Below are 23,745 nucleotides of genomic sequence, written 5' to 3'. Positions count from 1 at the left end.
CCCGAAAGCCGCTAGCCGAGCGACGTTTCGATCAATTGAACCTCCGCTTCCTCGCAGATCTTGCGCACCGAAGGGATGTCGCAACGGTCGGTGATGAAGGTGTTGACCTGCGACAGATGGCCGATGCGAACCGGCGCGGTGCGCTCGAATTTGGTCTGGTCGGAAACCAGGATAACATGCCGGGCATTGGCGATGATGGCTTGCGCCACCTTCACTTCACGAAAGTCGAAATCGAGCAGCGCGCCGTCATGGTCGATCGCCGAGGCGCCGATGACCGCATAGTCGACCTTGAACTGCCTGATGAAATCGACCGCCGCCTCGCCGACCACGCCACCATCGGAGCCGCGCACGACACCGCCGGCGATCACCACTTCGATCGAAGGATAAATGCGCATCCTATTGGCAACATTGATGTTATTGGTGATGACCATGAGCCCGGTATGGTCGAGCAGCGCCTTGCTGACCGACTCGGTCGTGGTGCCGATATTGATGAACAGCGAGGCGTTGTCGGGGATCAATCTGGCCGCAGCGCGGCCGATCGCTTCCTTCTCGTCGGCCGCGATCTTGCGGCGCGCCTCATACTCCATGTTCTCGATGCCGGACGGGAACAAGGCGCCGCCATGGATGCGGGTGAGCAGCCGCTGGTCGCAGAGATCGTTGAGGTCCTTGCGGATGGTCTGCGGCGTCACGTTGAAGTGCGTGGCGAGATCGTCGACCAGCACGCGGCCATGGTCTTTCGCCATCTGGATGATTTCGGCATGGCGCGGCGACAGATACACTGAGAACCTCCCGTTTTCGTTTTTCTTGTTTGTAGCTCAAAACGAAAGCAATGAAAAGGGAGAAGCCGGCTAATGAAATATCGATGATTGCAAAGGCGAACCGGGCAGATACAGCTCAGACCCGCTCCGCCACCTTGCGGGTGACGGCAGCGACTTTGCCCGGCGAGCGGATCATCAGGAATTTGCCGGACCAGCTTCCATGGATTTGCCAGGTGCCTTCGATCTCGGTGGCATCGCCGTTCAGGATGCCGCTGTAGTGAATCGGGTACGCCTGCAATTCGGCGTTGTCGTATGTCTTGATGAAGGAGACGGCGTTGCCGTCGCGCTGCCCCTGCAGGCTAGCGTATCTTGCGGTGCCGGTCGCCGCCGGTTCGTGGGTCATCCCCGTCAAGCTGGCAGCCGTCTCGATCAGCGTTGCAACGAAGGAAACCGGCGGCAGTTCGCGCGGATAGAAATAGCGCCCGCTCCAGACGCCCGTCAGATTCTGGCTAACCCGTTCGCCCCTTCCGGCCATATGCTTGCTCGCAAGTCCTTGCTGGCTTGCCTCGGCGGCGGCAACCGCCCGGACAATCCCTGTCAGTCCTTCGGGGATCTTGCACACTCGCAGATGACAGTGAAGGCGGTATCGATATCGGCCGCGGTCGTCTCGAACTGTCCTGCCTGGAAGCGGATGGCGACCCGGCCATCGACACGCGTCTGCGTGAGATAAATGCGGCCATCATTGTTGATGGCGTCGACCAGACGCAAATTGTGCTCATCGGAGTCGGCGCCGGATGCGGCGCGATGCCGGAACGAGAACAGCGACAGCATCGGCTGGCTGGCGAGCTCGAAATCCGGCTCCCTGGCCAGTCTGGCTGCAATGCCTTCGCTCCAGGCAACGTGGTTGCGGATCATGGTACGCAAAGCTTCGAGGCCGTGAGCGCGCAACAGGAACCAGAGTTTAAGCGCTCTGAAGCGACGGCCGAGCGGCACCGACCATTCGGAATAGTTGATGATGCCGTCATGGCCACGGGTCTTCAGATAGTCCGGCTTGATCGCCAGCGTGCGCACCAGATCCTCCGGCTGGCGGACGAACTGGATCGAGCAATCGAACTGTGCCCCCAGCCATTTGTGCGGGTTGAAGACGATAGAATCAGCACCTTCGACGCCGGTCCAGAAATGCCGGTACTCCGGGCAGATCATCGCCGATCCGGCCCAGGCGGCGTCGACATGCAGATAAAGCCCATGGCGTTTGGCCACTGCGGCGACGTCGGCGATGTCGTCGGTGCCGCCAGTGCTGGTGCCGCCGACGCAAGCGATGATGCCGGCCGGCAAAAGGCCAGCCGCGCGGTCGGCAATGATCGCCGCTTCCAAGGCTGCAGTATCCATGGCGCGGTAGGTGCCGGCGACGGGAATGCGGACGAGGTTTTCCTCGCCTATGCCCGCCACCCAGATGGCGCGGTCGATCGAGGTGTGAACCTGGTCGGAGGAGTAGACGCGCAGCCTGCCCTGCCCGGAAAGGCCCTTCTTGTTGCCCTGCCAGTCGAGCGCGCGCTCGCGCATGGTGAGCACGGCGGCTAGCGTTGCCGACGAGGCCGAATCCTGGATGACGCCTGAAAAGCCGTCGGGCAGCCCGAGCGCCTGGCGCATCCAGTCGACAATGCGCGTCTCAAGCTCTGTCGCCGCCGGCGAGGTCTGCCACAGCATGCATTGCGCGGCCATCGCCGAGACCAGATATTCTGCCACCACCGAGACAGGTGCTGCATTGGCCGGGAAATAGGCAAAGAAGCGCGGATGCTGCCAATGCGTCATGCCCGGCACGATCTTGGCTTCGAAATCGGCGAAGATCGTCTCCATCGGCTCCGCGGCCTCCGGCGGAGACGCTTCGATGCTTCTGAAGATTTCGCCCGGCGCGACGGCCGGCCGCACAGGCCGATCGCGCAGACCGGCGCGATAGTCTGCACCCCAATCGGCGGCGCGCTTCGACCAGTCGCGGAATTGCTCATTATCCATGTGTCCTCCCCACGCGCCGGTCAGCCCGGTCGTTTCGATTATTGATTAACATGTTAAATAAAAGGAGGCAACTGCGACGCAAGACGCCTGCCCTACCCCGGAAAATCCGGCAGGCTGGCAAAGGCCGTCTTCAACGCATTCGACCATCCCTCGGAAATGGCGCGGTAATACTGGTCGTCCTGGCCAATGCGCCTTTTGAGACCGACCTTGAAAGCGTCCTTCTCCAGGAAGAGCAGGTCGAGCGGCAGGCCGACGGAGAGGTTCGATTTCAGCGTCGAATCGAACGACACGAGCAGCAGCTTGACCGTTTCGGCCAGGCTCATCGTCTTTTCATAGGCGCGGATGATGATCGGCTTGCCGTATTTGGTCTCGCCGATCTGGAAGAACGGCGTGTCATCGGTGGATTCGATGAAATTGCCTTCGGGATAGATCATGAACAGGCGCGGCGCGCTGCCCTTGATCTGGCCGCCAAGAATGAAGGAGGCATTGAAATAGGAGTCCGCCTTCTCGCCGGCCGGTGACGCCTGGGCGATGACCTCCTTGACGGTGTCGCCGACCAATCGCACCGTCTGGTACATGGACGGGGTTTCGAGCAGCGTCGCATGGCGTTCGCCGATCGCCTTGTTGCGTTCGTCGAGCAGGCTGACCACGGCCTGCGTCGTCGCCAGATTGCCGGCCGACATCAGCACGATGACGCGCTCGCCCGGCTGTTCCCAGACGTGCATCTTCTTGAAGGTCGAGATCGAATCCATGCCGGCATTGGTGCGCGTGTCCGACATGAACACGAGCCCTCGATCGATCTTGAGGCCGACGCAATAAGTCATGGAATCTCTTCAGGCAGCAATCTTGCCGAGAACTACTGCTCTACCGTGACGGTGACCGCAAGCTGTTCCTCCGCCTGTCCCAGTCGAATTCCCGACACCGGCGAGGCGTCGCGATAGTCGCGGCCGGTGGCCACCCTGACATAGCGTTCGTCAGGGGAAATGCCATTGGCGGCGTCGAAGGCGACCCAACCGAGACCCTGGACATGGGCTTCGGCCCACGCATGGCTCGCCGCTTGTTCGATGGCCGCATCCATCATCAGATAGCCGCTGACATAACGGGCCGGGAAGCCCATGGCACGGGCCGTGGCGACAAAGATATGGCTGTGATCCTGGCAGACCCCGGTCTTCAGCGCCAACGCCTCTTCCGCCGGCGTCGTCACGCTGGTGGTGCCCGGCGTGTAGGCGACGCGCTCGACGATCAGCGCCATCAGCCGATGCAGCCTTTCGATGTCGGGGCCCTTGCCGACGGCCGCGGCAAGCTCGCGGATGCCGTCGCCGGGGATGGTCAAAGCGGTCTCCTGGCTGAACAGCCAGAGCGGCGCAAAGCCGTGATGCGGGCCGGAGACACCGGCCGTGTCACGCGTGACAACCTCGCCGGAGGCCTCAACGGTGATGAAGTCGCGCTCACCTTCGACGCTCAACAGCCTGTTGTCGTTGCCGAAATGGTCGCTGAAGCGCACTTCCTCGCGCGCGCCCTCGATCTTCAGCGCCCACGACAACACGGTCTGCGTTGGGCCGCTGGCCGGCAACAGCCGCAGCCGCTGCAGCAGATAGTGTACTGGCGCGTCGTAGCGGTATTCGGTCCGGTGGGTGATCTTGAGCCGCATATCAGTTGAACCGGTAATCTTGAGCGATCTCGTCGCCAAGCTTGGTGTTGTCCTGGATGAACCTGGCCAGGAATTCGTGCAGGCCGGCGTCGAATATGTCCTTGATCGACCCCGCCCGCAGCATCGCCTGGGTCCTGTCGACCGTCGCATGGCAGGCATGGCGTTCGCCATAGTCGTCGCCGAGGAACTTCAGATGTTCGGCGAGAAAGCGATAGCAGAAGGTCAGCGAGCGCGGCATGCGGACATTGAGGATCAGATAGTCGGCAATGTTGGTCGGCTTGTAGTCGGCCTCGTAGACCCAGCGATAGGAGCGATGCGCCGACACCGAGCGCAGGATCGATTCCCACTGGTAATTGTCGAGGCTCGAGCCGACCCAGGAGATCGACGGCAGCAGCACATAATATTTCACGTCGAGGATGCGTGCCGTGTTGTCGGCGCGCTCGACATAGGTGCCGAGCTGCGAGAAATCGAAGATCTCGTTGCGCAGCATGGTGCCGTAGAACGAACCGCGGATCAGCGCCGTCTCGCGCTTGATGGCGTCGAGCACACTCGGTAGGTCGCGCTCGTCGATGGGTTTTGCCAGCATCCGCTTCAGCGCCATCCAGGCTTCGTTGATGCTCTCCCAGGTTTCGCGTGTCAGCGCGGTGCGCACCATGCGGGCATTGTTGCGGGCGGTTTCGATCGCCGACATCGTGCTCGACGGGTTCGACGTGTCGCGCAGCAGGAAGTCGGCGACATTAGCGGCGGTATAGTCTTGGTATTTCTGCGTGAAAGTGACGTCGGAGCCGGCGCTGAGCAGCACCGAATTCCACTCTTCCGAGGCGCTCTGGGTACGGGTCAGCGCCATGCGCAGGCCGGCATCGACCAGGCGCGCCATGTTTTCCGCCCGCTCGATATAGCGGTTCATCCAGTAGAGCCCGTTGGCGGTGCGGCCTAAAAGCATCAAAAATCCTTCAGGTGAAAATCAGTCATCGAGCACCCAGGTGTCTTTGGTGCCGCCGCCTTGCGAGGAGTTGACGACCAGCGAACCCTCCTTCAGCGCCACCCGCGTCAACCCGCCGGGCACTATCTGGATGCGGTCGGACACCAGCACGTAGGGCCTGAGATCGACGTGGCGGGGCGACAGGCCTTTTTCAGTCAGGATCGGGCAGGTCGAGAGCGCCAGCGTCGGCTGGGCGATGTAGTTGGAGGGTTTCGACTGCAGCTTCTTGGCAAACTCCTGGCATTCCTTCTTGGTCGCCGCCGGTCCGACCAGCATGCCGTAGCCGCCGGAGCCGTGCACTTCCTTGATGACCAGCTCATGGATGTGTTCGAGCACGTATTTCAGGCTGTCGGCTTCAGAGCAACGCCAGGTCGGGATGTTGCCGAGGATGGCCTTGCGGCCGGTGTAGAACTCGACGATCTCGGGCATGTAGGAATAGATCGCCTTGTCGTCGGCGATGCCGGTTCCCGGCGCGTTGGCGATGGTGATGTTGCCGGCGCGGTAGACATCCATGATGCCGGGCACGCCAAGCGCCGAGTCAGGCCGGAAGGTCAGCGGGTCGAGGAAGGAATCGTCGACACGGCGGTACAGCACGTCGATCTGCTTGTAGCCTTCGGTCGTGCGCATGGCGACATGGCCGTCGACGACGCGCAGATCCTGGCCTTCGACCAGCTGCACGCCCATCTGATCGGCAAGGAAGGCGTGTTCGAAATAGGCGGAGTTGAAGCTGCCGGGCGTCAGCACGGCGATGGTCGGCGCGCCCTTGGTGCTTTGCGGCCGGACCGCCGCCAGCGACTGGCGCAGGAGCTGCGGATAGTTCTCGACCGGCCGCACCTTGATCTGCTGGAACAGCTCGGGGAAGAGCTGCATCATCGTCTCGCGGTTCTCCAGCATGTAGGAGACGCCCGACGGCGTGCGCGCATTGTCCTCCAGCACGTAGAACTCGTTCTCCGAGATGCGGACAATGTCGACGCCGATAATGTGGGTGTAGACGCCGGCCGGCGGCCTGACCCCGATCATCTCCGGCAGGAAGGCCTCGTTCCTGGCGATGAGCTCTCTGGGAACACGCCCGGCGCGCAAAATTTCCTGGCGATGGTAAATGTCGTCGAGGAAAGCATTCAGCGCCTGCACGCGCTGCTCGATGCCTTGGGTGAGGCGCCGCCATTCATTGCCCGAGATGATGCGCGGAACGATGTCGAAGGGGATCAGTCGCTCGGAGGCTTCCTGCTCGCCATAGACGGCGAAGGTGATGCCGGTCTTGCGGAAGACGCGCTCGGCGTCCTGCATCTTTTCGGTAAGCCTGGCCGGGTCCTGCTCCTTCAGCCAGCGGTCGTAAGCCGTATACGGTTTTCTCAGTCCGGAAACTTCCGGAAGCATTTCATCGAACGCTGCCAATCGCATACTCCCCTGTGACGCCATTTCACTGGCGTCGCGGGAGAAAATCAAGCGCAATCGGTGATTTCCGGGATATCGGCGATCAGTATGTTACGACTGCCCAAAATTAGGGCAATCGAAACAGGGGCGTAATCAGGCTTTGCCTCGTCGCCGGGCAAGTGCCTGATGTGGCTTTAGAAAGCGCGGAAAGTGACGACCGTGAAGGTGTCCTTGATTCCGGGAATAATCTGCACCTTCTCGTTGACGAAGTGCCCGACATCGTCTTCGTCGTCGATATAGAATTTGGCGAGCAGGTCGTAATGGCCGGCGGTCGAGTAGATTTCCGAGGCGATCTCGGCGTCGGCGAGCGCGCTGGCGACCTCATAGGACTTGCCGAGGTCGCACTTTATCTGCACGAAAAACGTCTTCATTGCCGGTCCCGATCAAGCTTCAGCACACAAGCGGCCCTTGTGGCAGACTGCCGCCCGGCTTTCAAGCATCAGGCCGAGCGCGCCTTGGCGACGGCTTGTCTCAGTTCGGACACCGGCATGCCGCGCCGGTAGAGGCTGCCGCCGATGACCAGAGCGGGGGTGCCACGCAGTTTAAAGGCGGTTGCCTGCGTATCGGTGCGCAAAAGCGCAGCGTCGATGTCGGGTTCACGGATGGCGAGATCGGCCCGCACCATCGCCACATCGACCCCGACCGAAGCCAGGATATCGTTGGTGCGGCGTTCCGAGAGGCCACGCTGATTGGTCATCAGCGCATCCACCGCCGCGGCATAATGTTCACCTGTCAAAAGCGCCACGCGCGCCGCGTCGCGCGAGACGTCGCCGAAGATCGGCCAGTCCTTCATCACCAGCCGGATGCCGCTGTCTTCCGCCATCAGTTTCTTCAGTTCGACGAAGACGAGCTTGCAGATCGGGCACTGATAGTCGACGAACTCGGCAATGGTGACGTCGCCATCGGGATTGCCGAGCGCTGGAATGACCGGATCGAAGGCGATTTCGGTGACGGTCGGCCCGGTGGCTGCCCAAGCGGACAATGGAGCCAGAAGTGCAAAGCTTGCCGCGCCCTTCAGCAAAAGGCGCCGGTCGATCGGCTGCTTGGACATGCTCGTCCCCTGGTTGCGCGAACGGGTCCCCACCCGTCCCCTACGATGCGCGCCCCGTCTTAAAGGATGCTTAAGCATGATCTTGTGGCACTTGCGTGGCAAATATTCGCGGTTGCTGAAACCGTGAGGCAGCGCCAAGCGTATGGTATGATGCGTCCTCAGACAGCGATCTGTTGGGGACAATGGAGACAGGCCATGCGCCGCATCGCATTCGCAGTCGTTTCATTGCTGTTCGCGTCAGCCCTGTTTGCGTCGGCAGCCCTTGCCGGCGATGCCGAAATCAAGGCCGGCCAGGCCGTCATCGATGGTCAGCTCAAGGCGCTCATCGCCAATGACGGCGCCAAGGCCTACAGCTTCGCCGCTCCAAACGTGAAGCAGATTTTCCCGACCGTTGACGCCTTCATGAACATGGTGACCAATGGCTACGCGCCCGTGCGCCAGCCAAGAAGCTATTCCTTCGGCAAGGTCGAGCAGACCGGCCCCGGTTCGATCATCCAGCAGGTACTGATCGTCGGCCCTGACGGCAAGGACTACGAGGCGGTCTATACACTGCAGCAACAGCCCGACGGCAGTTTTCAGATCACCGGCTGCAGCCTGCGGGCGTCGAATTCGCTGAGTACCTGAGCACAAGGTCTCAGTAGCGTGCCCTCCCGCCTGACATGTCAAATACCGCACCAGTGTTGAAGCTGCTCGCTTCGGAACACAGCCAGAGCACCAACCCTGCGACTTCATCGACGGATCCGAGCCGCTTCAAGGGGCTCGCACCGATCATGTCGCTGACGACTAGATTGCCAAGTCGTCTGATAAGGTCGGTATCGATCGGACCAGGCGCGACGCAGTTGACACGAATGCCGGTGTCGCAAACCTCTCTCGATAGTGCCTTGGTGAATGCGATGACGCCAGCGCTCGCCGCCGAGTAGGCAGCAAGGCTCGGCAAACCCTCTTTGCCGGCAAGTGATCCCATATTGACTATACAGCCGCTACCGGCCTTGCGCATGAGCGGCAGAACCTGATGCGTGACTTCCAACGTGCCCAGAAGATTGACGCCGACGATACGCTGCCATTCTGCCGGATCGAAGGTTTCGAAGTCGCGGTACGGGCCAAGATAGCCGGCATTGTTGACAAGGATATCGACTCGGCCGGTTCCGGCGGCGATCTGCGCCACGGCGGCCGCAATGTCGGCAGCTTTGGTCACGTCCACCGACCGGCCGCGGGTTCCCTCAATCGGTAGTGGATTGGCGTCCCATACCCACACGTCAGCTCCAGACCCAGCCAACTGTGTGACCACTGCTCTGCCGATGCCCCTTGAGCCACCGGTTACCACCGCCGTTTTGCCTGAAAAGTCGTATGTCACGGACATGGGCGATCCCTCGAGCACAAATCTGCGCGCGGACTGCCGTTACGTCAATTGCCGCGGACAGAGAGCTAAATCGCCGGAATATCGCCCCTCGCCCAGCCCTCTGAAATCTCGGCCGTGCGCGCGTCGAAGGCCTGCGCTTCGATCGCGGCGCGAATGTCCTGCATCAGCTTCTGATAGTAGGACAGGTTGTTCCAGGTCAGCAGCATCGCCCCCAGCGCCTCTTGCGAGCGCACGAGATGATGGAGGTAGGCGCGTGAATAGTCCCGCGCTGCCGGGCAGTCGCTTTCCTCGTCCAGCGGACGCGGGTCGTCGGCGTGGCGGGCGTTCCTGAGATTGACTTTGCCGCGCCTTGTATAAGCCAGGCCGTGGCGGCCGGCGCGGGTCGGCATGACGCAATCGAACATGTCGATGCCCCGCGCAACCGATTTGACTATGTCGTCGGGCGTGCCGACGCCCATGAGATATCTAGGCTTGTTCTCAGGCAGTTCCGGACAGGTGATGTCGAGCATCTCCAGCATCACGGCCTGCGGCTCGCCGACAGCCAGTCCGCCGACGGCATAGCCCTTCAGCTCCATCGCGCTCAGCGCCTGTGCCGAGCGCACCCTGAGCGCCGCGTTATCGCCGCCCTGCACGATGCCGAACATCGCCTTGCCCGGCTGGTCGCCGAACGCCGTCTTGCAGCGCTCGGCCCAGCGCAGTGACAGCTCCATGGCGCGCTCGATTTCCTTCAGCTCGGCGGGCAACGCGGTACATTCGTCGAGCTGCATCTGGATGTCGGAATCGAGCAGCCCCTGGATCTCGATCGAACGCTCCGGCGACATCTCGTAAGGCGCGCCGTCAATATGCGAGCGGAAGGTGACGCCCTTTTCCGTGAGTTTCCTGAGTTTTGACAGCGACATTACCTGAAAACCGCCGCTGTCGGTCAGGATCGGATGCGGCCAGCGGGCGAATTCATGCAGGCCGCCGAGCCGCGCCACGCGCTCGGCGCCGGGCCGCAGCATCAGATGATAGGTGTTGCCCAGGATGATGTCGGCGCCGACGCCGCGCACCTGGTCCATATACATGGCTTTGACAGTGCCGCCGGTGCCGACCGGCATGAAGGCCGGCGTGCGGATCTCGCCGCGCGGCATGTCGATGACACCGCGCCGTGCCTTGCCGTCAGTGGCGAGGACCTTGAAAGTGAACGTCTCAGCCATTGAATTCCTTGTCATGGACAGGCGCGTCCGGCACCTGTCTGTCGAGCGACTGGCGGTATTGGATGCAGCCGCGCATGAATTTGGGCCAAGGGGGCACGGCGATCGACGGCTCGGTCTTTTCCGGCAGCAGGTCCCAGAGATCAGGGTGGTGCCAGCAGAGATCGTGGCCGGTGGTGTCACGGTGCGCGCGGATGCCGGCACGCAGTTTCTTCACTTCGGCGATCAGGCTTTCGCGATCAAAGGCTTGCAGGTCATCATCCATCGCTCATCTCCGCTCGATAAAGCAGGCTTGCGTCTCCGTAGGAGTAGAATCTGTAGCTGTTCTCGATGGCATGCGCATAGGCCGCCCGCATCGTGTCGAGGCCGCTGAAGGCCGAAACCAACATGAACAGGGTCGAGCGCGGCAGATGGAAATTGGTCATCAGCAGGTCGGCGGTCTTGAACCGATAGCCGGGCGTGATGAAGATGTCGGTCGGGCCTGACCATGCCGCGAGCGTGCCATCCGGCCTTGCCGCGCTCTCCAGCAGGCGCAGCGAGGTCGTACCGACAGCGATGACGCGCCCGCCCGTCGCCTTGGCAGCATTGAGCGCGTCTGCGGTTGCTTCGCTGACGGAGCCGGTCTCGGCATGCATCTTGTGGTCGGCGGTGTCGTCCGCCTTGACCGGCAGAAAAGTGCCGGCGCCGACATGCAAGGTGACGAAGTGGCGTTCGATGCCCTTGGCGTCGAGCGCGGCAAACAGCTCGGGCGTGAAATGCAGGCCGGCAGTGGGTGCTGCGACCGCGCCCTCTTCCCTGGCGTAGATGGTCTGATAGTCCGTCAGGTCGCGCGCGTCGTCATCACGCTTGGAAGCGATATAGGGCGGCAGCGGAATGTGGCCGACGGCGCGCAGCGCTTCGTCGAGGAACGGGCCGGACAGGTCGAAGCCGAGCAGCGCTTCACCGGCCTCGCCCTTCTCGATTACCGTGGCGTCGAGCTGGCCGAGGAAGCAGGAATTGCCATCATGGCCGAAATGGATGCGGTCGCCGGCAGCAATGCGCTTGCCCGGCCGCATGAAGGCCAGCCAGCGGTCCGGCGCCATGCGCATGTGCAGCGTGGCCTCGACCTGCGCCTGCGCTTCGCCGCGCCGCCTGATGCCTTTCAGTTGCGCCGGGATGACCTTGGTGTCGTTGAAGACCAGCACGTCGCCGGCCTTGAGCAGGGACGGCAGGTCGCGCACCGTCCTGTCCGAAAGCCCCTGACCCGGCCTGACCACCAGCATTCTGGCGCTGTCGCGTGGCTCCGCCGGGCGCAGCGCGATGCGCTCTTCCGGCAGGTCGAAGTCGAAGAGATCGACGCGCATCAGAAAAGCCGGACGAGCAGCGCTCCGGCCAAGAGCAGCACCGCACCGGCGACGCGGCCGAGCGAAATCTCGCGCACCGCGACGCCGAGGAAGCCGATGCGGTCGATCAGCATGCCGGCCAGCAGCTGGCCGGCAACCAGGAACGCCATCAGGGCGGCCGCGCCAATGCGCGGTGTCAGAATGGTCGACAGCGTGACATAGAAGCCGCCGAGCATGCCGCCGGCGACGAACAGCCAGGGCGCCGGCGCCTTCCAGTCGAGCGAGATGTCGTTCAACTTCACCACGGCAACGGAGATGATGCCGAGCACGACCGCGCCCGACAGGAAGGAAAACGCCGCCGCCGCGACCGGAAGCCCCAGGCCGCGCGCCAGCTGCGAATTGATCGGTGCCTGAATGGCGATGAAGGCGCCGGACAGGATGCCGAGCAGCGACCAGACCACGCCCATCATCGCTGTCAGTCCTTACTTGACGTCGGCCGCGACCTTCAGCGACACGATCTTGTCGGGATCGACCACCGGCTCGCCGCGCTTGATCTTGTCGACATTGTCCATGCCTTCGATGACCTGGCCCCAGACCGTGTACTGGCGGTTGAGGAAGGCGGCATCGTCGAAGCAGATGAAGAACTGCGAATTGGCCGAGTTCGGGTTCTGCGAACGCGCCATCGAGCAGGTGCCGCGGCCGTGGTTGGCGTTGGAAAACTCGGCCTTCAGGTCGGACTTTTCCGAGCCGCCCATGCCGGCGCGGGAGGGGGCAAAGGTCGGCTTCGACGAGTTGCCGAACTTCACGTCGCCGGTCTGCGCCATGAAACCTTCGATGACGCGGTGGAAGACGACGCCGTCATAGGCGCCTTCGCGCGCCAGTTCCTTGATGCGGGCGACGTGGCCGGGGGCCAGATCGGGAAACAGTTCGATGACGACCTTGCCCTTGGTCGTTTCCATGATGAGCGCGTTTTCGCGGTCCTTGATCTCAGCCATGTCGGATATCCTTTATCTCAGAAAAACAGATTGATTTGATAGACTACTTGTCGGCGGCGATGCGCACTTTGATCATGCGGTCGGGGTTGCTGACGGTGCCATTGTCTGCCTCGTCGCCCTTCTTGATGTGATCGACCAATTCCATGCCGCTGACGACATTGCCGACGATGGTGTACTGGCCGTCGAGGTTCGGCGCCGGCGCGAACATGATGAAGAACTGCGAGTTGGCGGAGTTCGGATCCTGCGAGCGGGCCATGCCAAGCGTGCCGCGCTTGTAATGTTCGCTCTGCGAGAATTCGGCAGGCAGGTCAGGCAGGTCGGAACCGCCGGTGCCGACGGCCTCGGGGCTGAACCCCTTCTTCATGTTGCCGAACTTGACGTCGCCGGTCTGCGCCATGAAGCCATCGATGACGCGGTGGAAGGCGACATTGTCATAAGCGCCTTCGCGCACCAGCTTCTTGATCTGCGCGACATGCTTGGGTGCCAGGTCGGGCCGCAGCGCGATGGTGACGTCGCCATCCTTCAAGGTGACGATCATGGTGTTTTCCGCATCGGCGGCGAAGGCCGAAACGGATGCGGTCACGAGACCGGCAAGCACGACGAGGAACGAGGCGAGCTTCTTCAGCTGCATTTGAGTCTTTCTCCGGAACTTTATTTCGCGAATTTGGCGGTGAGCGCGCCGGCAACGGCGGCCGGCACGAAGGGGCGAATGTCGCCGCCCATCGAAGCTATCTGGCGTACAAGTGTGGCGGTAATGGTTCTGACTGACGGGCTGGCGGGCAGAAAAACCGTCTGCAATTCAGGCGCCATTGTCTCGTTCATACCGGCCATCTGCATCTCGTAGTCGAGGTCGGTGCCGTCGCGCAGGCCGCGGATCATGATCGAGGCGCCATGCTTGCGGGCCGCGTCGATGACCAGCCCGTCGAAGGCGACGACCTTGATGCGGGCCCCGTCGCGGCCGAACTCGGCCTTGGTCGCGGCCTCGATCAGCTTCACCCGTTCCTCGAAAGAAAACAGCGGTGTCTTGCCGGGATGGGTGCCGATCGCCGCATAGACAGTGTCTGCAACGGCCAGCGATGCCTTCAGGACATCGAGATGTCCGTTGGTCAGCGGGTCGAAGGAGCCGGCATAAAGGGCGGTGCGTTCGGTCATGGCAGGCTTCTAGCGGGCGAGCGATCGGAAGGCAAATGCGATTGGGAACATCTGCGTGAACCTTTTCGCAGACATGAACGACAGATGAATGCGTTGATCACGAAGACTTCACACAGCGTTCACTAGTTTGCACTTCAGAAGATGAAACCAAAACCCCATCTAACCGTTGTAAGGCGCAGGAGAACACGCAAATGCTGATCTACATGCTCGCCACCGCAATGACCGTCGCCATGCTGATTGCCACCGCATTCGGGCTGCATCAGGAAGCAGAGCGTGTCCGTGTCAGGACAAAGCGCTTCGAAGGCTTCGGCGCTCGCTGGCCCCACCGTCACCACTAGTCTTACCGGCCAAGTCTTGATCGCGCCGGCCCACCGGGCCGGCGTTGCTGTGTCTGAGCCTATCCGACCCTTTATTCGGCATTGCCCGGTGCGGCATCCCCGGCGTCCGGACCGGCCTCGGCCGTTCCCTCGCCGCTTTCTTCGACATCCTCGTCCGATTGCGGCTCCGAGATCCGCTCGACCGAGACCACCTTCTCGCCTTCGGCAGTGTTGAAGATGGTGACGCCCTTGGTGGCGCGGCTGGCGAAACGGATGCCGTTGACCGGCACCCGGATGACGGTGCCGCCGTCCGAAACCAGCATGATCTGGTCGTCATTGCCGACCGGGAAGGTCGCCACCAACTGCCCGATCTCGGCTGTTTTCGACACGTCGGTGGCGCGAATGCCCTTGCCGCCGCGCCCGGTCAGGCGGAAGTCGTAGGAGGACGAGCGCTTGCCGTAGCCATACTCGGTCACCGTCAGCACATACTGCTCATGCGCCTTGAGGAACTCGTAGCGGTCGTCGGAAAGCTCCGCCTCCTCGCCGATCTCCTCATTGGTCAGTGCGATCTCTTCTTCCTCGCCGGCCGTCTCCAGCCGCCGCTCCGCCGCCGCCCGCTTGAGGTAAGCGGCGCGCTCCGCCGGTGAAGCATCGACATGCTCGATCACCGACATGGAGATGATGCGGTCGGTATCGGCCATGCTTATGCCGCGCACACCGACCGAATTGCGGCTCTGGAAGACGCGCACGTCGCCGACGGAGAAGCGGATGCACTGGCCGGAATTGGCCGTGAGCAGCACGTCGTCATTGTCGGTGCAGGTCTCGACGCCGAGGATCTCGTCGCCTTCCTCCTCCAGCTTCATGGCGATCTTGCCGTTACGATTGACCTGGACGAAGTCGGACAGCTTGTTGCGGCGAACGGTGCCGCGCGTGGTGGCAAACATCACGTCGAGTTCGCCCCAGCTGTTTTCGTCCTCGGGCAGCGGCATGATGGTTGTGATGCGCTCGCCCTGCTCCAGCGGCAGCATGTTGATCAGCGCCTTGCCGCGCGACTGCGGATTGCCGATCGGCAGCCGCCAGACCTTTTCCTTGTAGACGATGCCGCGCGAGGAGAAGAACAGCACCGGCGTATGCGTGTTGGCCACGAACAGCCGGGTGACGAAATCCTCTTCCTTGGTCGACATGCCGGAGCGGCCCTTGCCGCCACGGCGCTGCGCCCGATAGAGCGACAGCGGCACGCGCTTGATGTAGCCGGAATGGCTGACGGTGACGACCATGTCCTCGCGCTGGATCAGGTCCTCGTCTTCCATGTCGGCGCCGCCGTCGGTGAGCTCGGTGCGGCGTGGCGTGCCGAACTCGTCGCGCACGGCGGCAAGCTCGTCCTTGACGATCTGCTGGATGCGCGCGCGGGACGACAAAATGTCAAGGTAATCAACGATTTCGGCGCCGATCGTGTTCAACTCGTCGGCGATCTCGTCGCGGCCGAGCGCGGTCAGGCGCTGCAGGCGCAGTTCAAGGATGGCCCGTGCCTGTTCCTCGGACAGATTGTAGGTGCCGTCCTCGTTGATGCGATGGCGCGGATCGTCGATCAGAAGGATCAGCGACTCGACATCGCCGGAAGGCCAGCGGCGCTCCATCAACTGCTCGCGCGCCGTCTGCGGATCGGGCGCGGTGCGGATCAGCTTGATCACTTCGTCGATATTGGCGACGGCGATGGCGAGACCGACCAGCACGTGGGCGCGGTCGCGCGCCTTGCGCAGCAGGAACTTCGTGCGCCGGCTAATCACCTCTTCGCGGAAGCCGACAAATGCCTTCAGCATGTCGGTCAGCGTCATCACTTCCGGCTTGCCGCCATTCAGCGCCACCATATTGGCGCCGAAGGAGGTCTGCAGCGGCGTGAAGCGGTAAAGCTGGTTGAGGATGACGTCGGCGACGGCATCGCGCTTCAGTTCGATAACGACCCGGTAGCCCTGGCGGTCGCTTTCGTCGCGGATGTCGGAAATGCCTTCGATGCGCTTGTCGCGCACCAGCTCGGCCATTTTCTCGATCATCGAGGCCTTGTTCACCTGGTACGGGACTTCGGTGATAATGATCGATTCACGGTCGTTGCCGCGCTGTTCGACATTGACCTTGCCGCGCATGACGATGGAGCCACGGCCGGTCGCATAGGCGCTGTAGATGCCGGAACGGCCAAGCACGATGCCGCCGGTCGGGAAATCGGGACCCGGAATGATCTCCATCAGCGCCGGCAGGTCGATCGCCGGATTGTCGATGATGGCGATGGCGCCGTTGCATACTTCGGCCAGATTGTGCGGCGGAATGTTGGTGGCCATGCCGACGGCGATGCCGCCGGAACCGTTGACCAGAAGGTTGGGGAAGCGAGCCGGCAGCACCTTCGGCTCGGTGTCGGAGGCGTCATATGTCTCCTGGAAATCGACGGTTTCCTTGTCGATGTCCTCGAGCAGCTCATGCGCGACCTTGGTGAGACGCGATTCAGTGTAGCGCATCGCCGCCGGCGGATCGCCGTCGATCGAACCGAAATTGCCTTGCCCGTCGATCAGCGGCACGCGCAGCGACCAGTCCTGCGCCATGCGCACCAAGGCGTCATAGATCGAGGCGTCACCATGCGGATGGTATTTACCCATCACGTCGGCGACCGGGCGGGCCGACTTCACATACTTGCGGTTCCAGTGGTAGCCGCTCTCATGCGCGGCATAGAGAATGCGGCGATGCACCGGCTTCAGGCCGTCGCGAACGTCCGGCAGCGCACGGCTGACGATCACGCTCATGGCGTAAGAGAGATAGGAGCTCTGCATCTCCTCGATGATGGAGATCGGCTCGATGCCGGTGGGGCCGCCGTCGGCGCCGCGCGGTGTCTTTTGGTCGGTCAAATTGGATCACAATCTAATCAGGAATCACTGACCGCTTATATAGGAAGCCGGCCAGAAACTCCAATGTCCGCAGCACTTTTCCAAAGACAATTTCGGTGGTAATTTCAAATGGATACCGCTGATTGCGACGATTTGGCAAAAGCATATTTCGCCGCCGCCAGAGCAAAAGCCTGCGATGGACCGTTTTCCCCGGCCGGGAGCCTCAAGCACGATGAACTGGACCCGGTGGCTGCCTTTGCGAGCGCTGAGCGGTTGGCGGCCCCGGGACCTCAATGGCGATCTGGCCGCTGGGTTGACGCTGGCGGCAATCGCCATTCCCGAACAGATGGCGACGGCGCGGCTTGGCGGCTTTGCCCCCGAGATCGGCTTCTTCGCCTTTGTCGCGGGATCGCTGGCCTTTGCCCTGTTCGGCGCCAACCGCCATCTGTCGTCCGGCGCGGATTCGACCATCACGCCGCTGTTTGCCGGAGGCCTGGCGCTCATCGCCGTTGCCGGCTCGGCGCATTACCTGGCGCTGGCGGCGATGCTGGCGCTGATGGTCGGGCTGCTGGTGGCTTTGAGCGGCATCTTCCGGCTCGGCTGGATCGCCGACCTGCTCTCGGTGCCGGTGACGACGGGATTTCTGGCCGGCATTTCGGTCCATATCATCGTCTCGCAACTGCCCGGATTGCTCGGCCTGCCGCCCGAAAGCGGCGAAACCCTGCGCCGCGTCGGTGAGATCGCCGCCAATCTCCACCTTACCAACCCGTGGAGCCTGACGCTCGGCCTTGGCGTCTTTGCCATCGTCTTCGGTGCCGAACGCATCAGCGCCCGCATCCCCGGCGCCCTGATCGGCATGGTGCTCGCCACGCTTGCGGTTGCCGTGTTCGACTTGAAGGCGCGCGGCGTCGAGGTGCTCGGCGCCCTACCCAACGGCCTGCCGCGGGCTGGCCTGCCGACAGTGAGCCTGAACGATGCGCAGGCGCTGCTGTCGCTGGCCCTGTTGATCGCTATCGTCGTCATGGTGCAGACGGCGGCCACCAGCCGCTCCTTTGTCGGCGAGGCGCCCGACATCAACCGCGACTTTGTCGGCGTCGGCGCCGGCAACATCCTGTCCGGCCTGTTCGGCGCCTTCGCGGTCAATGCCAGCCCGCCGCGCACTGCAATCGCCACCCAATCGGGCGGCCGTTCGCAGTTTTCAGGTCTGATCGCCGCGGCGATCGTCTTGGCGCTTGGCGCTTTCGGCGGCGGCCTGCTTGCCGATGTTCCGCAGGCAGCCCTTGCCGGTGTGCTGTTGTTCGTTGCCCAGCACATTTTGCGCTGGAAGGTGTTTGCCAGTGTCTACCGGCAGGCGCCGGTCGAATTCCTGCTGATCCTGGTCACCATGACGGCGATCGTCGTGCTGCCGATCGAAACCGGGGTGGCCGTCGGCATTGGCCTGTCGCTGCTGCATGGGCTGTGGAGCGCGACACGCACGCAGGCGATCGAGTTGGAGAAGGTTCCGGGCACGTCGGTGTGGTGGCCGCCCGGCACGCCAACGGCGGGCGAGCAGCTGCCCGGCGTGCTGGTCGCGGCATTCCAGGCGCCGCTCTCGTTCGTCAATGCCGACCGCTTCAAGCGCGGCGTCTGCGACCTGATCGATGCGAGGGCCGAAAACATCAAGCTGGTGGTGCTGGAGGCCAGCAACATCGCCGAGATCGACTACACTGCGGCACAGGCATTGATCGACACCATCGCCCACTGCCGCAAGGCGGGTGCGATCTTTGTCATTGCACGGCTGGAATCGCTGCGCGCCCAGGCAGCGCTGGCGCGTTTCGGTATTGCCGACATGGTCGGCAACGAGCGGATTTTTCACAGCGTCGACGCCGCCATCAAATCACTTGGTCCGGGCAAACAGCAGCAGCAGGAGCAGGATGGAGTGCCATGATTGACCCCCGAGAACCCATTGTCACGCCGGTCCCTGTCGAGGAACTGAGGCCGACGCAGATAACAGTCGGCATGAGGGAAGTTGCGCTGAAGCGCCAGATGATCCGGGCACAGGACGCCAAGAAGAAGACCGGCGCTTTTCTCGGCAAACACATGGTGCCGGTGGTTTTGGGTCCCAAAAATCGTAACTACGTTACCGATCACCATCACCTCGCCCGCGCCCTGCTCGAGGAAGGCGTCAAGGACGTGCTTGTGACCGTGATCAGCGACCTGTCCGCGCTCGACAAGGACGCGTTTCTTTTCGTGCTCGACAATCGCGGCTGGATGCACCCGTTCGACGAGAACGGCCGGCGCCGCGACTACTCGGCAATTCCCAAGACAATCGGCGAACTGGTCGACGATCCTTACCGCAGCGTGGCCGGCGAATTGCGCCGGCAAGGCGGCTTCGCCAAGGACACGACGCCGTTCAGCGAATTTTTGTGGGCAGATTTCCTGCGCCGGCGGATCGACCGGAACGCTGTGGCGAAAAACTTCGACAAGGCGATGAGGGAAGCATTGGCGCTCGCCAAGGGCAAGGATGCGGACTATCTGCCGGGCTGGTGCGGGCCAACCTCGGACTGAGGTCAGAAGGCTGCGAACGCTGATGGTGACGGCAAGGCGCTGCCTGACCGGCGCGCGCGATAGCCGCCCGGCGTCTCGCCCATGACGCGCCGAAAACGGCGATTGAAGGTGGACAAGTCGTTAAAGCCGGCCTCGAAGGCAATTGCCGAGATGGGCTCATCCGACATGCGCAGCCGCACCGCCGCGCGGTGCAGCCGGGTCCTGAGCAGGAACTGATAGGGCGTCATGCCGGCGACTTGCCGGAAGGTGCGCAGGAAGTGATAGGGGCTGGTCGCCGTCGAGCCGGCAAGCTCGGAAAGCGAGACCGGCCGGTCGGCATTGAGCTCGATCTGCCGCACCGCCTCGGCGACCCGCTTCTGGTCGCGCCGGCTTGGTGGGCGAGCGGCAGGCGCGGCCCCATTGGCGACCGCAAGGGCGGCGCCGCCGACGGCAAGAGCCGCGGCGGCAATGCGCAGGCCAAGCTCCTCGAAGGCATCGATATCCGCCGTCTCGCGTGCCGCTTCGGCCTCGGCCAGCAGCGCCGCCAGCGCCGGCAAGGGCGGCAGATGCGGCACCCCGAACGTCAGCTTCGTCGCGCCAGCCACGTCGCTGGCAATGCGGTCGAGATGGGCCGGAGCGAAGTGGAAGGACAGACAGCGGTCGCCGGCGCCATGCTCGTGCCCGCATTCATAGCAGGCGCCGACATTGCCGAGCAGGACGGACCCCGGCGCCAGCATGGCGGCGCCCTGGCTGGTGCGGTAGCGGAAGCTGCCGCTGGTGACGGCGGCAATGCAGACGCTGCGGTGCTCTTCCTCAAACGGGCGGTCGCCGGCGCCGGCGGTGCACAGCACGTCGGACACATACCAGTCCGGCCCCGAAGCCAGTTTTTGCTCGCTCGTCGTCATGGCTTGAAAGATAGCAATTTTTCCCAAGCGCAACACCCTGCCCCGGCCTATCGCTTGCAGCCTCCTGACACCACGAAGGCAGCAGCATGACCTATCAATCCTCATTCACAGAAGCCCTGCACAGTGACGGCCCCGTCCCCGACCTGGCTGAAAAGCTGGATCTCTACGGCCGTTTTGTCGGCGCCTGGACCTTCGACGCAACGCGCATCCTGGAAGACGGCAGCAAGCTCACCGGGCGCGGCGAGGTGCATTTCGGCTGGGTTCTGGAAGGCAAGGCGATCCAGGATGTGTGGATCCTGCCCGCGCGCGACGCCGACCCTTCGCCCTCGCTCGGCAAATGGACTTTCTATGGCACAACGCTGCGGGCCTATGATCCCGGCGCGGATGCCTGGCACATCTTCTGGAGCGACCCGCGCAACCAGTATTACAGCCGTCAGCTCGGTCGTGCCGAAGGCGACACGATTGTGCAGGTCGGCGCCGACGGTACCGGTTCCTCGGTCCGCTGGAGCTTTTCACGCATCACAAAAGACAGTTTCCGCTGGCTCGGCGAGCGTTCGCACGACGACGGGGCGACATGGCGGCTCGAAGTCGAGTTCCTAGCGCGCCGCGTCGCCCAGGGCTGACAGCGCAACATATTGTAAAAAAGGTGAAAAAACATGCTTGACCATGTCTCGATCGGTGTCCGCGACACCAATTTTTCGAAGCCCTTCTACGATGCCGCGCTGAAGCCGCTCGGCTATTCCTGCCTCAGCCAGTCGCCGGGCTCGCTGGGCTATGGCGCGCAAACCGCCGCGCTCTGGGTGAACCAGGCTGAGCAGCCGGTGCCATCAGACAAGAAGTCTGGCCTGCATTTCTGCTTTGCCGCGCCGACAAGGGCCAGCGTCGACGCCTTTCACGCCGGGGCCTTGCGCGGAGGCGGCAGCGACAATGGCGCGCCGGGCCTGCGTGCCGACTACGGCGAGAACTACTACGCCGCCTTCGTCATCGATCCCGATGGCTATCGCCTGGAGGCCTATTGCAGCGCTGCCGGCTAACCTGCCGGCTTCCAGAACTATCATCCTGGCAGTTCCCACCGACCGGGCTTTGCTCTACCACTATGGTGGCGCAGGGGTCCGGCCCGGCGGGAGGGGTCAGCGATGCCGAGTTTCGACAGCCTGTTCAACGCCTTCGTCACCATTCTGGTGACCATCGACCCGCCTGGTCTCGCGCCGCTGTTCCTTGCGGTGACACGCGGCATGAACCGCGAGGAGCGCCAGCAGGTTTCCGTGCGCGCCTCGATCATCGGCTTCCTGGTGATGGCGTTGTTTGCGGTGGCCGGCGCCTCGATCCTGTCGGTGTTCGGCATCACGCTGCCGGCCTTCCGCGTCGCCGGCGGGTTCCTGCTGTTCTTCATCGCTTTCGAAATGGTGTTCGAGCGCCGGCAGGACCGCAAGGAGAAGATCGGCGACGTCGCCATCACCAAGGACATGATCCACAACATCGCCGCCTTCCCGCTGGCGATCCCGCTGATCGCCGGTCCCGGCGCGATTTCGGCGACTGTGCTTCTGTCCGGCTCGTTCCAGGGTTTTACCGCACAGGCGGCGCTGGTCGGCATCATATTCGTCTGCCTTGCCATCACCTATCTGGTGTTCGTGCTGTCGGAACGCATCGACCGCATCCTCGGCCAGACCGGCCGCTCGATCCTGACCCGCCTGCTCGGCGTCATCCTGGCAGCACTCGCGGTGCAGTTCGTGGCCGATGGCATCAAGGCGCTGATGGCGGGGTGAACGGCTCCGCCTACTGCCTACTGCCTACTGCGCCGCCGTATCGACCACTTCGAAATCGTGGGTGATCACAGCGGTCTTGGCCATCATGGCACTGGCCGAGCAGTATTTTTCGATCGACAGGTTGATCGCGCGCTGGACCTTGTCGTGCGACAGAGCGCGGCCCTTGACGATGAAATGCATATGGATGCGGGTGAAGACTTTTGGGTCGGTCTCGGCCCGGTCGGCGTCGAGTTCGACGGTGCAATCCTCGATCGCCTCGCGACCTTTTTCGAGGATGTGGACGACATCATAGGCCGAGCAACCGCCGGTGCCGATCAGCACCAGTTCCATCGGGCTTGGGCCTGGCGTCTTGCCTTCAGGACCTGAGGCGGTTCCCAGCACCAGCTTGTGGCCGCTGCCGGACTCGCCGACGAAAGTGCGCTCTTCGACCCACTTGATCCGTGCTTTCACGGCAATCTTCCTTCTAGAAATGCGTCACTAGCCGAACACGACCGCATGCATGATCCGCCCCGGCAGCAGCGTGAACACGCCGGCGCCGATCAGCGCAAAAACATAGAGCGAAATCATGACCCTGCGATGTTTGGCGACGCGATGCATATGTGCGTGCCAGACCGCCAGCGGCACGGTGATCAACACGATGATCGACAAAATATGGATTGGGCTGAACGGGCCGATGAGGCGGATCTGCTGGATCCAGAAACTGGAGATGGCGATGACCAGCATCAGCGCCGCCCAGGCATAGCCCATCGCACGGTGGCGCGTCGTGCCTTTCGGCAGCGCCAGCTGGGCGCCGCCGATGACCAGCGCGGCAAGGGCCGCGAAGGCGTGCCAAGGAATGGGAGGGGGCGCCGATAGAAGCGGTCCGAGCGACATAGCGCCCTCTCCCTAGATGCTATCGCTCACTGCTCAGAACGGGATTTCGTCGTCCAGTTCACGCGACGAGCCGCCACCGCCGCCGCCCCGTGCGCCACCACCGTTGCCACCGCCGCGGTTGAAGCTTTCATTGGGGCTCGACTGGCCGAAATCCGAGCCACGGCTCGCGCCGCCGCCACCGGCATAGTTGCCGACCTGGCCGCCGCCCTCGCTGCGTGAATCGAGCATCTGCAGCTCGCCGCGGAATTTCTGCAGCACGACTTCCGTCGTGTATTTGTCGGCGCCGGTCTGGTCCTGCCATTTGCGTGTCTGCAGCTGGCCTTCGACGTAAACCTTCATGCCCTTCTTCAGATATTGCTCGGCGACCTTGGCGATCTGATCATTGAAAATGACGACGTTGTGCCACTCGGTCTTTTCCTTACGCTCGCCGGAATTCTTGTCGCGCCAGCTTTCCGACGTGGCGATGCGGATGTTGACGACCGGGTCACCGGAATTCAGGCGGCGGATTTCAGGGTCCGCGCCGAGGTTTCCGACCAGAATGACCTTGTTGACGCTACCCGCCATGACACTTCTCCGC

29 protein-coding genes are annotated in these 23,745 nt (G+C 62.9%); 7 read left to right on the top strand and 22 right to left on the bottom strand.

Annotation, left to right across the window (positions count from 1 at the left end; genetic code table 11):
• Positions 1-11 precede the first annotated feature (11 nt).
• The 9 genes from AC1DZ8_RS17285 to AC1DZ8_RS17245 all read right to left on the bottom strand — a co-directional run bounded on the left by AC1DZ8_RS17285 (position 12) and on the right by AC1DZ8_RS17245 (position 7,889).
• Entirely contained in the window at positions 12-779 is a 768-nt protein-coding gene (locus tag AC1DZ8_RS17285; RefSeq protein WP_023670971.1) for a DeoR/GlpR family DNA-binding transcription regulator, read from the bottom strand.
• Positions 780-894: 115 nt separating this feature from the next.
• Positions 895-1,293: a hypothetical protein gene (locus tag AC1DZ8_RS17280; protein ID WP_477304169.1), complete on the bottom strand. Its 399-nt coding sequence runs from the start codon at positions 1,291-1,293 to the stop codon at positions 895-897.
• 62 nt (positions 1,294-1,355) lie between these two features.
• Entirely contained in the window at positions 1,356-2,771 is a 1,416-nt protein-coding gene (locus AC1DZ8_RS17275; protein ID WP_477304167.1) for a pyridoxal phosphate-dependent decarboxylase family protein, read from the bottom strand.
• A 92-nt stretch (positions 2,772-2,863) separates the two neighbouring features.
• On the bottom strand, positions 2,864-3,595 hold the full coding sequence (locus AC1DZ8_RS17270; protein ID WP_477304165.1) for a proteasome-type protease: 732 nt from the start codon (positions 3,593-3,595) through the stop codon (positions 2,864-2,866).
• A 32-nt stretch (positions 3,596-3,627) separates the two neighbouring features.
• Positions 3,628-4,422, bottom strand: a complete 795-nt coding sequence (locus AC1DZ8_RS17265; RefSeq protein ID WP_477304354.1) for a transglutaminase family protein — start codon at positions 4,420-4,422, stop codon at positions 3,628-3,630.
• A 1-nt stretch (position 4,423) separates the two neighbouring features.
• Positions 4,424-5,365 (bottom strand): alpha-E domain-containing protein, encoded by a 942-nt coding sequence (locus AC1DZ8_RS17260; protein WP_352586879.1) that lies wholly within the window; start codon positions 5,363-5,365, stop codon positions 4,424-4,426.
• 21 nt (positions 5,366-5,386) lie between these two features.
• Positions 5,387-6,799, bottom strand: a complete 1,413-nt coding sequence (locus AC1DZ8_RS17255; protein WP_477304164.1) for a circularly permuted type 2 ATP-grasp protein — start codon at positions 6,797-6,799, stop codon at positions 5,387-5,389.
• Positions 6,800-6,972: 173 nt separating this feature from the next.
• Entirely contained in the window at positions 6,973-7,209 is a 237-nt protein-coding gene (locus AC1DZ8_RS17250) for an Lrp/AsnC ligand binding domain-containing protein (RefSeq protein ID WP_477284376.1), read from the bottom strand.
• A 68-nt stretch (positions 7,210-7,277) separates the two neighbouring features.
• The gene (locus tag AC1DZ8_RS17245; protein ID WP_477304161.1) at positions 7,278-7,889 is read right to left on the bottom strand and encodes a DsbA family protein; all 612 of its coding nucleotides are present in this window, start codon (positions 7,887-7,889) and stop codon (positions 7,278-7,280) included.
• A 195-nt stretch (positions 7,890-8,084) separates the two neighbouring features.
• On the opposite strand from AC1DZ8_RS17245, the gene AC1DZ8_RS17240 reads away from it, so the two are divergent.
• On the top strand, positions 8,085-8,513 hold the full coding sequence (locus AC1DZ8_RS17240) for a DUF4864 domain-containing protein (RefSeq protein ID WP_477304159.1): 429 nt from the start codon (positions 8,085-8,087) through the stop codon (positions 8,511-8,513).
• Between the two features lie 10 nt (positions 8,514-8,523).
• Here the strand turns inward: AC1DZ8_RS17240 and AC1DZ8_RS17235 are convergent, their stop codons facing one another.
• The 8 genes from AC1DZ8_RS17235 to coaD all read right to left on the bottom strand — a co-directional run bounded on the left by AC1DZ8_RS17235 (position 8,524) and on the right by coaD (position 13,911).
• Complete coding sequence (locus AC1DZ8_RS17235; protein WP_477304157.1) at positions 8,524-9,249, bottom strand: SDR family NAD(P)-dependent oxidoreductase; 726 nt, start codon at positions 9,247-9,249, stop codon at positions 8,524-8,526.
• Between the two features lie 65 nt (positions 9,250-9,314).
• Complete coding sequence (gene tgt / locus AC1DZ8_RS17230; RefSeq protein WP_477304155.1) at positions 9,315-10,445, bottom strand: tRNA guanosine(34) transglycosylase Tgt; 1,131 nt, start codon at positions 10,443-10,445, stop codon at positions 9,315-9,317.
• Positions 10,438-10,707: a hypothetical protein gene (locus AC1DZ8_RS17225; protein WP_477304153.1), complete on the bottom strand. Its 270-nt coding sequence runs from the start codon at positions 10,705-10,707 to the stop codon at positions 10,438-10,440. The genes tgt and AC1DZ8_RS17225 overlap by 8 nt, the downstream gene beginning before the upstream one ends.
• Positions 10,700-11,785, bottom strand: a complete 1,086-nt coding sequence (gene queA / locus AC1DZ8_RS17220) for a tRNA preQ1(34) S-adenosylmethionine ribosyltransferase-isomerase QueA (protein WP_477401268.1) — start codon at positions 11,783-11,785, stop codon at positions 10,700-10,702. Before queA ends, AC1DZ8_RS17225 begins: the two co-directional genes overlap by 8 nt.
• Positions 11,785-12,234 carry a DMT family transporter gene (locus tag AC1DZ8_RS17215; protein WP_477401266.1) on the bottom strand — a complete coding sequence of 150 codons (450 nt, stop codon included), beginning with the start codon at positions 12,232-12,234 and terminating at the stop codon, positions 11,785-11,787. Before AC1DZ8_RS17215 ends, queA begins: the two co-directional genes overlap by 1 nt.
• Positions 12,235-12,246: 12 nt before the next feature.
• Complete coding sequence (locus AC1DZ8_RS17210; protein WP_477304148.1) at positions 12,247-12,759, bottom strand: peptidylprolyl isomerase; 513 nt, start codon at positions 12,757-12,759, stop codon at positions 12,247-12,249.
• A 43-nt stretch (positions 12,760-12,802) separates the two neighbouring features.
• Complete coding sequence (locus AC1DZ8_RS17205) at positions 12,803-13,297, bottom strand: peptidylprolyl isomerase (RefSeq protein ID WP_477304352.1); 495 nt, start codon at positions 13,295-13,297, stop codon at positions 12,803-12,805.
• A 113-nt stretch (positions 13,298-13,410) separates the two neighbouring features.
• The gene (gene coaD / locus AC1DZ8_RS17200) at positions 13,411-13,911 is read right to left on the bottom strand and encodes a pantetheine-phosphate adenylyltransferase (protein WP_477304146.1); all 501 of its coding nucleotides are present in this window, start codon (positions 13,909-13,911) and stop codon (positions 13,411-13,413) included.
• Positions 13,912-14,102: 191 nt separating this feature from the next.
• Here coaD and AC1DZ8_RS17195 point away from each other — a divergent pair, with 191 nt between their 5' ends.
• On the top strand, positions 14,103-14,249 hold the full coding sequence (locus AC1DZ8_RS17195; RefSeq protein WP_192253752.1) for a hypothetical protein: 147 nt from the start codon (positions 14,103-14,105) through the stop codon (positions 14,247-14,249).
• Positions 14,250-14,320: 71 nt separating this feature from the next.
• On the opposite strand, the gene gyrA is transcribed toward AC1DZ8_RS17195, so the two are convergent.
• A complete protein-coding gene (gene gyrA / locus AC1DZ8_RS17190; protein ID WP_477304144.1) occupies positions 14,321-17,119 on the bottom strand; it encodes a DNA gyrase subunit A in 2,799 nt (932 codons plus the stop codon).
• 211 nt (positions 17,120-17,330) lie between these two features.
• On the opposite strand from gyrA, the gene AC1DZ8_RS17185 reads away from it, so the two are divergent.
• Together AC1DZ8_RS17185 and AC1DZ8_RS17180 are read left to right on the top strand one after the other, a co-directional pair.
• Positions 17,331-19,025 (top strand): SulP family inorganic anion transporter, encoded by a 1,695-nt coding sequence (locus AC1DZ8_RS17185; protein ID WP_477304142.1) that lies wholly within the window; start codon positions 17,331-17,333, stop codon positions 19,023-19,025.
• Positions 19,022-19,645, top strand: coding sequence for a ParB-like protein (locus AC1DZ8_RS17180; RefSeq protein ID WP_477401263.1), 624 nt, complete (start codon positions 19,022-19,024; stop codon positions 19,643-19,645). Before AC1DZ8_RS17185 ends, AC1DZ8_RS17180 begins: the two co-directional genes overlap by 4 nt.
• A gap of 2 nt (positions 19,646-19,647) precedes the next feature.
• Here AC1DZ8_RS17180 and AC1DZ8_RS17175 read toward each other — a convergent pair whose 3' ends face one another.
• Entirely contained in the window at positions 19,648-20,529 is an 882-nt protein-coding gene (locus tag AC1DZ8_RS17175; protein ID WP_477304350.1) for a helix-turn-helix transcriptional regulator, read from the bottom strand.
• An 86-nt stretch (positions 20,530-20,615) separates the two neighbouring features.
• Between AC1DZ8_RS17175 and AC1DZ8_RS17170 the strand changes: the two genes are divergently transcribed.
• From AC1DZ8_RS17170 to AC1DZ8_RS17160, 3 genes are all read left to right on the top strand, one after another.
• On the top strand, positions 20,616-21,152 hold the full coding sequence (locus tag AC1DZ8_RS17170; RefSeq protein ID WP_477304138.1) for a hypothetical protein: 537 nt from the start codon (positions 20,616-20,618) through the stop codon (positions 21,150-21,152).
• 33 nt (positions 21,153-21,185) lie between these two features.
• Positions 21,186-21,563, top strand: coding sequence for a VOC family protein (locus tag AC1DZ8_RS17165; protein WP_477304136.1), 378 nt, complete (start codon positions 21,186-21,188; stop codon positions 21,561-21,563).
• Between the two features lie 102 nt (positions 21,564-21,665).
• A complete protein-coding gene (locus tag AC1DZ8_RS17160; RefSeq protein ID WP_023822237.1) occupies positions 21,666-22,295 on the top strand; it encodes a MarC family protein in 630 nt (209 codons plus the stop codon).
• 24 nt (positions 22,296-22,319) lie between these two features.
• Here the strand turns inward: AC1DZ8_RS17160 and AC1DZ8_RS17155 are convergent, their stop codons facing one another.
• The 3 genes from AC1DZ8_RS17155 to ssb are packed head-to-tail and all read right to left on the bottom strand — an operon-like array spanning position 22,320 to position 23,732.
• Positions 22,320-22,745 (bottom strand): OsmC family protein, encoded by a 426-nt coding sequence (locus tag AC1DZ8_RS17155; RefSeq protein ID WP_477304134.1) that lies wholly within the window; start codon positions 22,743-22,745, stop codon positions 22,320-22,322.
• Positions 22,746-22,772: 27 nt separating this feature from the next.
• The gene (locus tag AC1DZ8_RS17150) at positions 22,773-23,168 is read right to left on the bottom strand and encodes a DUF2306 domain-containing protein (RefSeq protein WP_477304132.1); all 396 of its coding nucleotides are present in this window, start codon (positions 23,166-23,168) and stop codon (positions 22,773-22,775) included.
• Between the two features lie 33 nt (positions 23,169-23,201).
• On the bottom strand, positions 23,202-23,732 hold the full coding sequence (gene ssb / locus AC1DZ8_RS17145) for a single-stranded DNA-binding protein (RefSeq protein WP_477304130.1): 531 nt from the start codon (positions 23,730-23,732) through the stop codon (positions 23,202-23,204).
• Positions 23,733-23,745 lie beyond the last annotated feature (13 nt).

This window comes from Mesorhizobium sp. P2_F7, from assembly GCF_056403695.1.
The sequence above is the reverse complement of the archived record's forward strand: the minus strand, read 5'-3'. Positions and strand labels throughout refer to the sequence as shown.

What these genes read in the sequence shown, in the direction of transcription:
- AC1DZ8_RS17180 (WP_477401263.1), top strand. Translation starts at nt 19,022, where the DNA reads ATGATTGACCCCCGAGAACCCATTGTCACGCCGGTCCCTGTCGAGGAA.
- AC1DZ8_RS17270 (WP_477304165.1), bottom strand. Translation starts at nt 3,595, where the DNA reads ATGACTTATTGCGTCGGCCTCAAGATCGATCGAGGGCTCGTGTTCATG.
- queA (WP_477401268.1), bottom strand. Translation starts at nt 11,785, where the DNA reads ATGCGCGTCGATCTCTTCGACTTCGACCTGCCGGAAGAGCGCATCGCG.
- AC1DZ8_RS17205 (WP_477304352.1), bottom strand. Translation starts at nt 13,297, where the DNA reads ATGATCGTCACCTTGAAGGATGGCGACGTCACCATCGCGCTGCGGCCC.
- AC1DZ8_RS17245 (WP_477304161.1), bottom strand. Translation starts at nt 7,889, where the DNA reads ATGTCCAAGCAGCCGATCGACCGGCGCCTTTTGCTGAAGGGCGCGGCA.
- AC1DZ8_RS17225 (WP_477304153.1), bottom strand. Translation starts at nt 10,707, where the DNA reads ATGGATGATGACCTGCAAGCCTTTGATCGCGAAAGCCTGATCGCCGAA.
- tgt (WP_477304155.1), bottom strand. Translation starts at nt 10,445, where the DNA reads ATGGCTGAGACGTTCACTTTCAAGGTCCTCGCCACTGACGGCAAGGCA.
- AC1DZ8_RS17265 (WP_477304354.1), bottom strand. Translation starts at nt 4,422, where the DNA reads ATGCGGCTCAAGATCACCCACCGGACCGAATACCGCTACGACGCGCCA.
- AC1DZ8_RS17275 (WP_477304167.1), bottom strand. Translation starts at nt 2,771, where the DNA reads ATGGATAATGAGCAATTCCGCGACTGGTCGAAGCGCGCCGCCGATTGG.
- AC1DZ8_RS17150 (WP_477304132.1), bottom strand. Translation starts at nt 23,168, where the DNA reads ATGTCGCTCGGACCGCTTCTATCGGCGCCCCCTCCCATTCCTTGGCAC.
- AC1DZ8_RS17160 (WP_023822237.1), top strand. Translation starts at nt 21,666, where the DNA reads ATGCCGAGTTTCGACAGCCTGTTCAACGCCTTCGTCACCATTCTGGTG.
- AC1DZ8_RS17210 (WP_477304148.1), bottom strand. Translation starts at nt 12,759, where the DNA reads ATGGCTGAGATCAAGGACCGCGAAAACGCGCTCATCATGGAAACGACC.
- AC1DZ8_RS17235 (WP_477304157.1), bottom strand. Translation starts at nt 9,249, where the DNA reads ATGTCCGTGACATACGACTTTTCAGGCAAAACGGCGGTGGTAACCGGT.
- AC1DZ8_RS17280 (WP_477304169.1), bottom strand. Translation starts at nt 1,293, where the DNA reads ATGGCCGGAAGGGGCGAACGGGTTAGCCAGAATCTGACGGGCGTCTGG.
- ssb (WP_477304130.1), bottom strand. Translation starts at nt 23,732, where the DNA reads ATGGCGGGTAGCGTCAACAAGGTCATTCTGGTCGGAAACCTCGGCGCG.
- AC1DZ8_RS17215 (WP_477401266.1), bottom strand. Translation starts at nt 12,234, where the DNA reads ATGATGGGCGTGGTCTGGTCGCTGCTCGGCATCCTGTCCGGCGCCTTC.
- AC1DZ8_RS17260 (WP_352586879.1), bottom strand. Translation starts at nt 5,365, where the DNA reads ATGCTTTTAGGCCGCACCGCCAACGGGCTCTACTGGATGAACCGCTAT.
- AC1DZ8_RS17175 (WP_477304350.1), bottom strand. Translation starts at nt 20,529, where the DNA reads ATGACGACGAGCGAGCAAAAACTGGCTTCGGGGCCGGACTGGTATGTG.
- AC1DZ8_RS17170 (WP_477304138.1), top strand. Translation starts at nt 20,616, where the DNA reads ATGACCTATCAATCCTCATTCACAGAAGCCCTGCACAGTGACGGCCCC.
- AC1DZ8_RS17185 (WP_477304142.1), top strand. Translation starts at nt 17,331, where the DNA reads ATGAACTGGACCCGGTGGCTGCCTTTGCGAGCGCTGAGCGGTTGGCGG.
- coaD (WP_477304146.1), bottom strand. Translation starts at nt 13,911, where the DNA reads ATGACCGAACGCACCGCCCTTTATGCCGGCTCCTTCGACCCGCTGACC.
- AC1DZ8_RS17250 (WP_477284376.1), bottom strand. Translation starts at nt 7,209, where the DNA reads ATGAAGACGTTTTTCGTGCAGATAAAGTGCGACCTCGGCAAGTCCTAT.
- AC1DZ8_RS17195 (WP_192253752.1), top strand. Translation starts at nt 14,103, where the DNA reads ATGCTGATCTACATGCTCGCCACCGCAATGACCGTCGCCATGCTGATT.
- AC1DZ8_RS17165 (WP_477304136.1), top strand. Translation starts at nt 21,186, where the DNA reads ATGCTTGACCATGTCTCGATCGGTGTCCGCGACACCAATTTTTCGAAG.
- AC1DZ8_RS17240 (WP_477304159.1), top strand. Translation starts at nt 8,085, where the DNA reads ATGCGCCGCATCGCATTCGCAGTCGTTTCATTGCTGTTCGCGTCAGCC.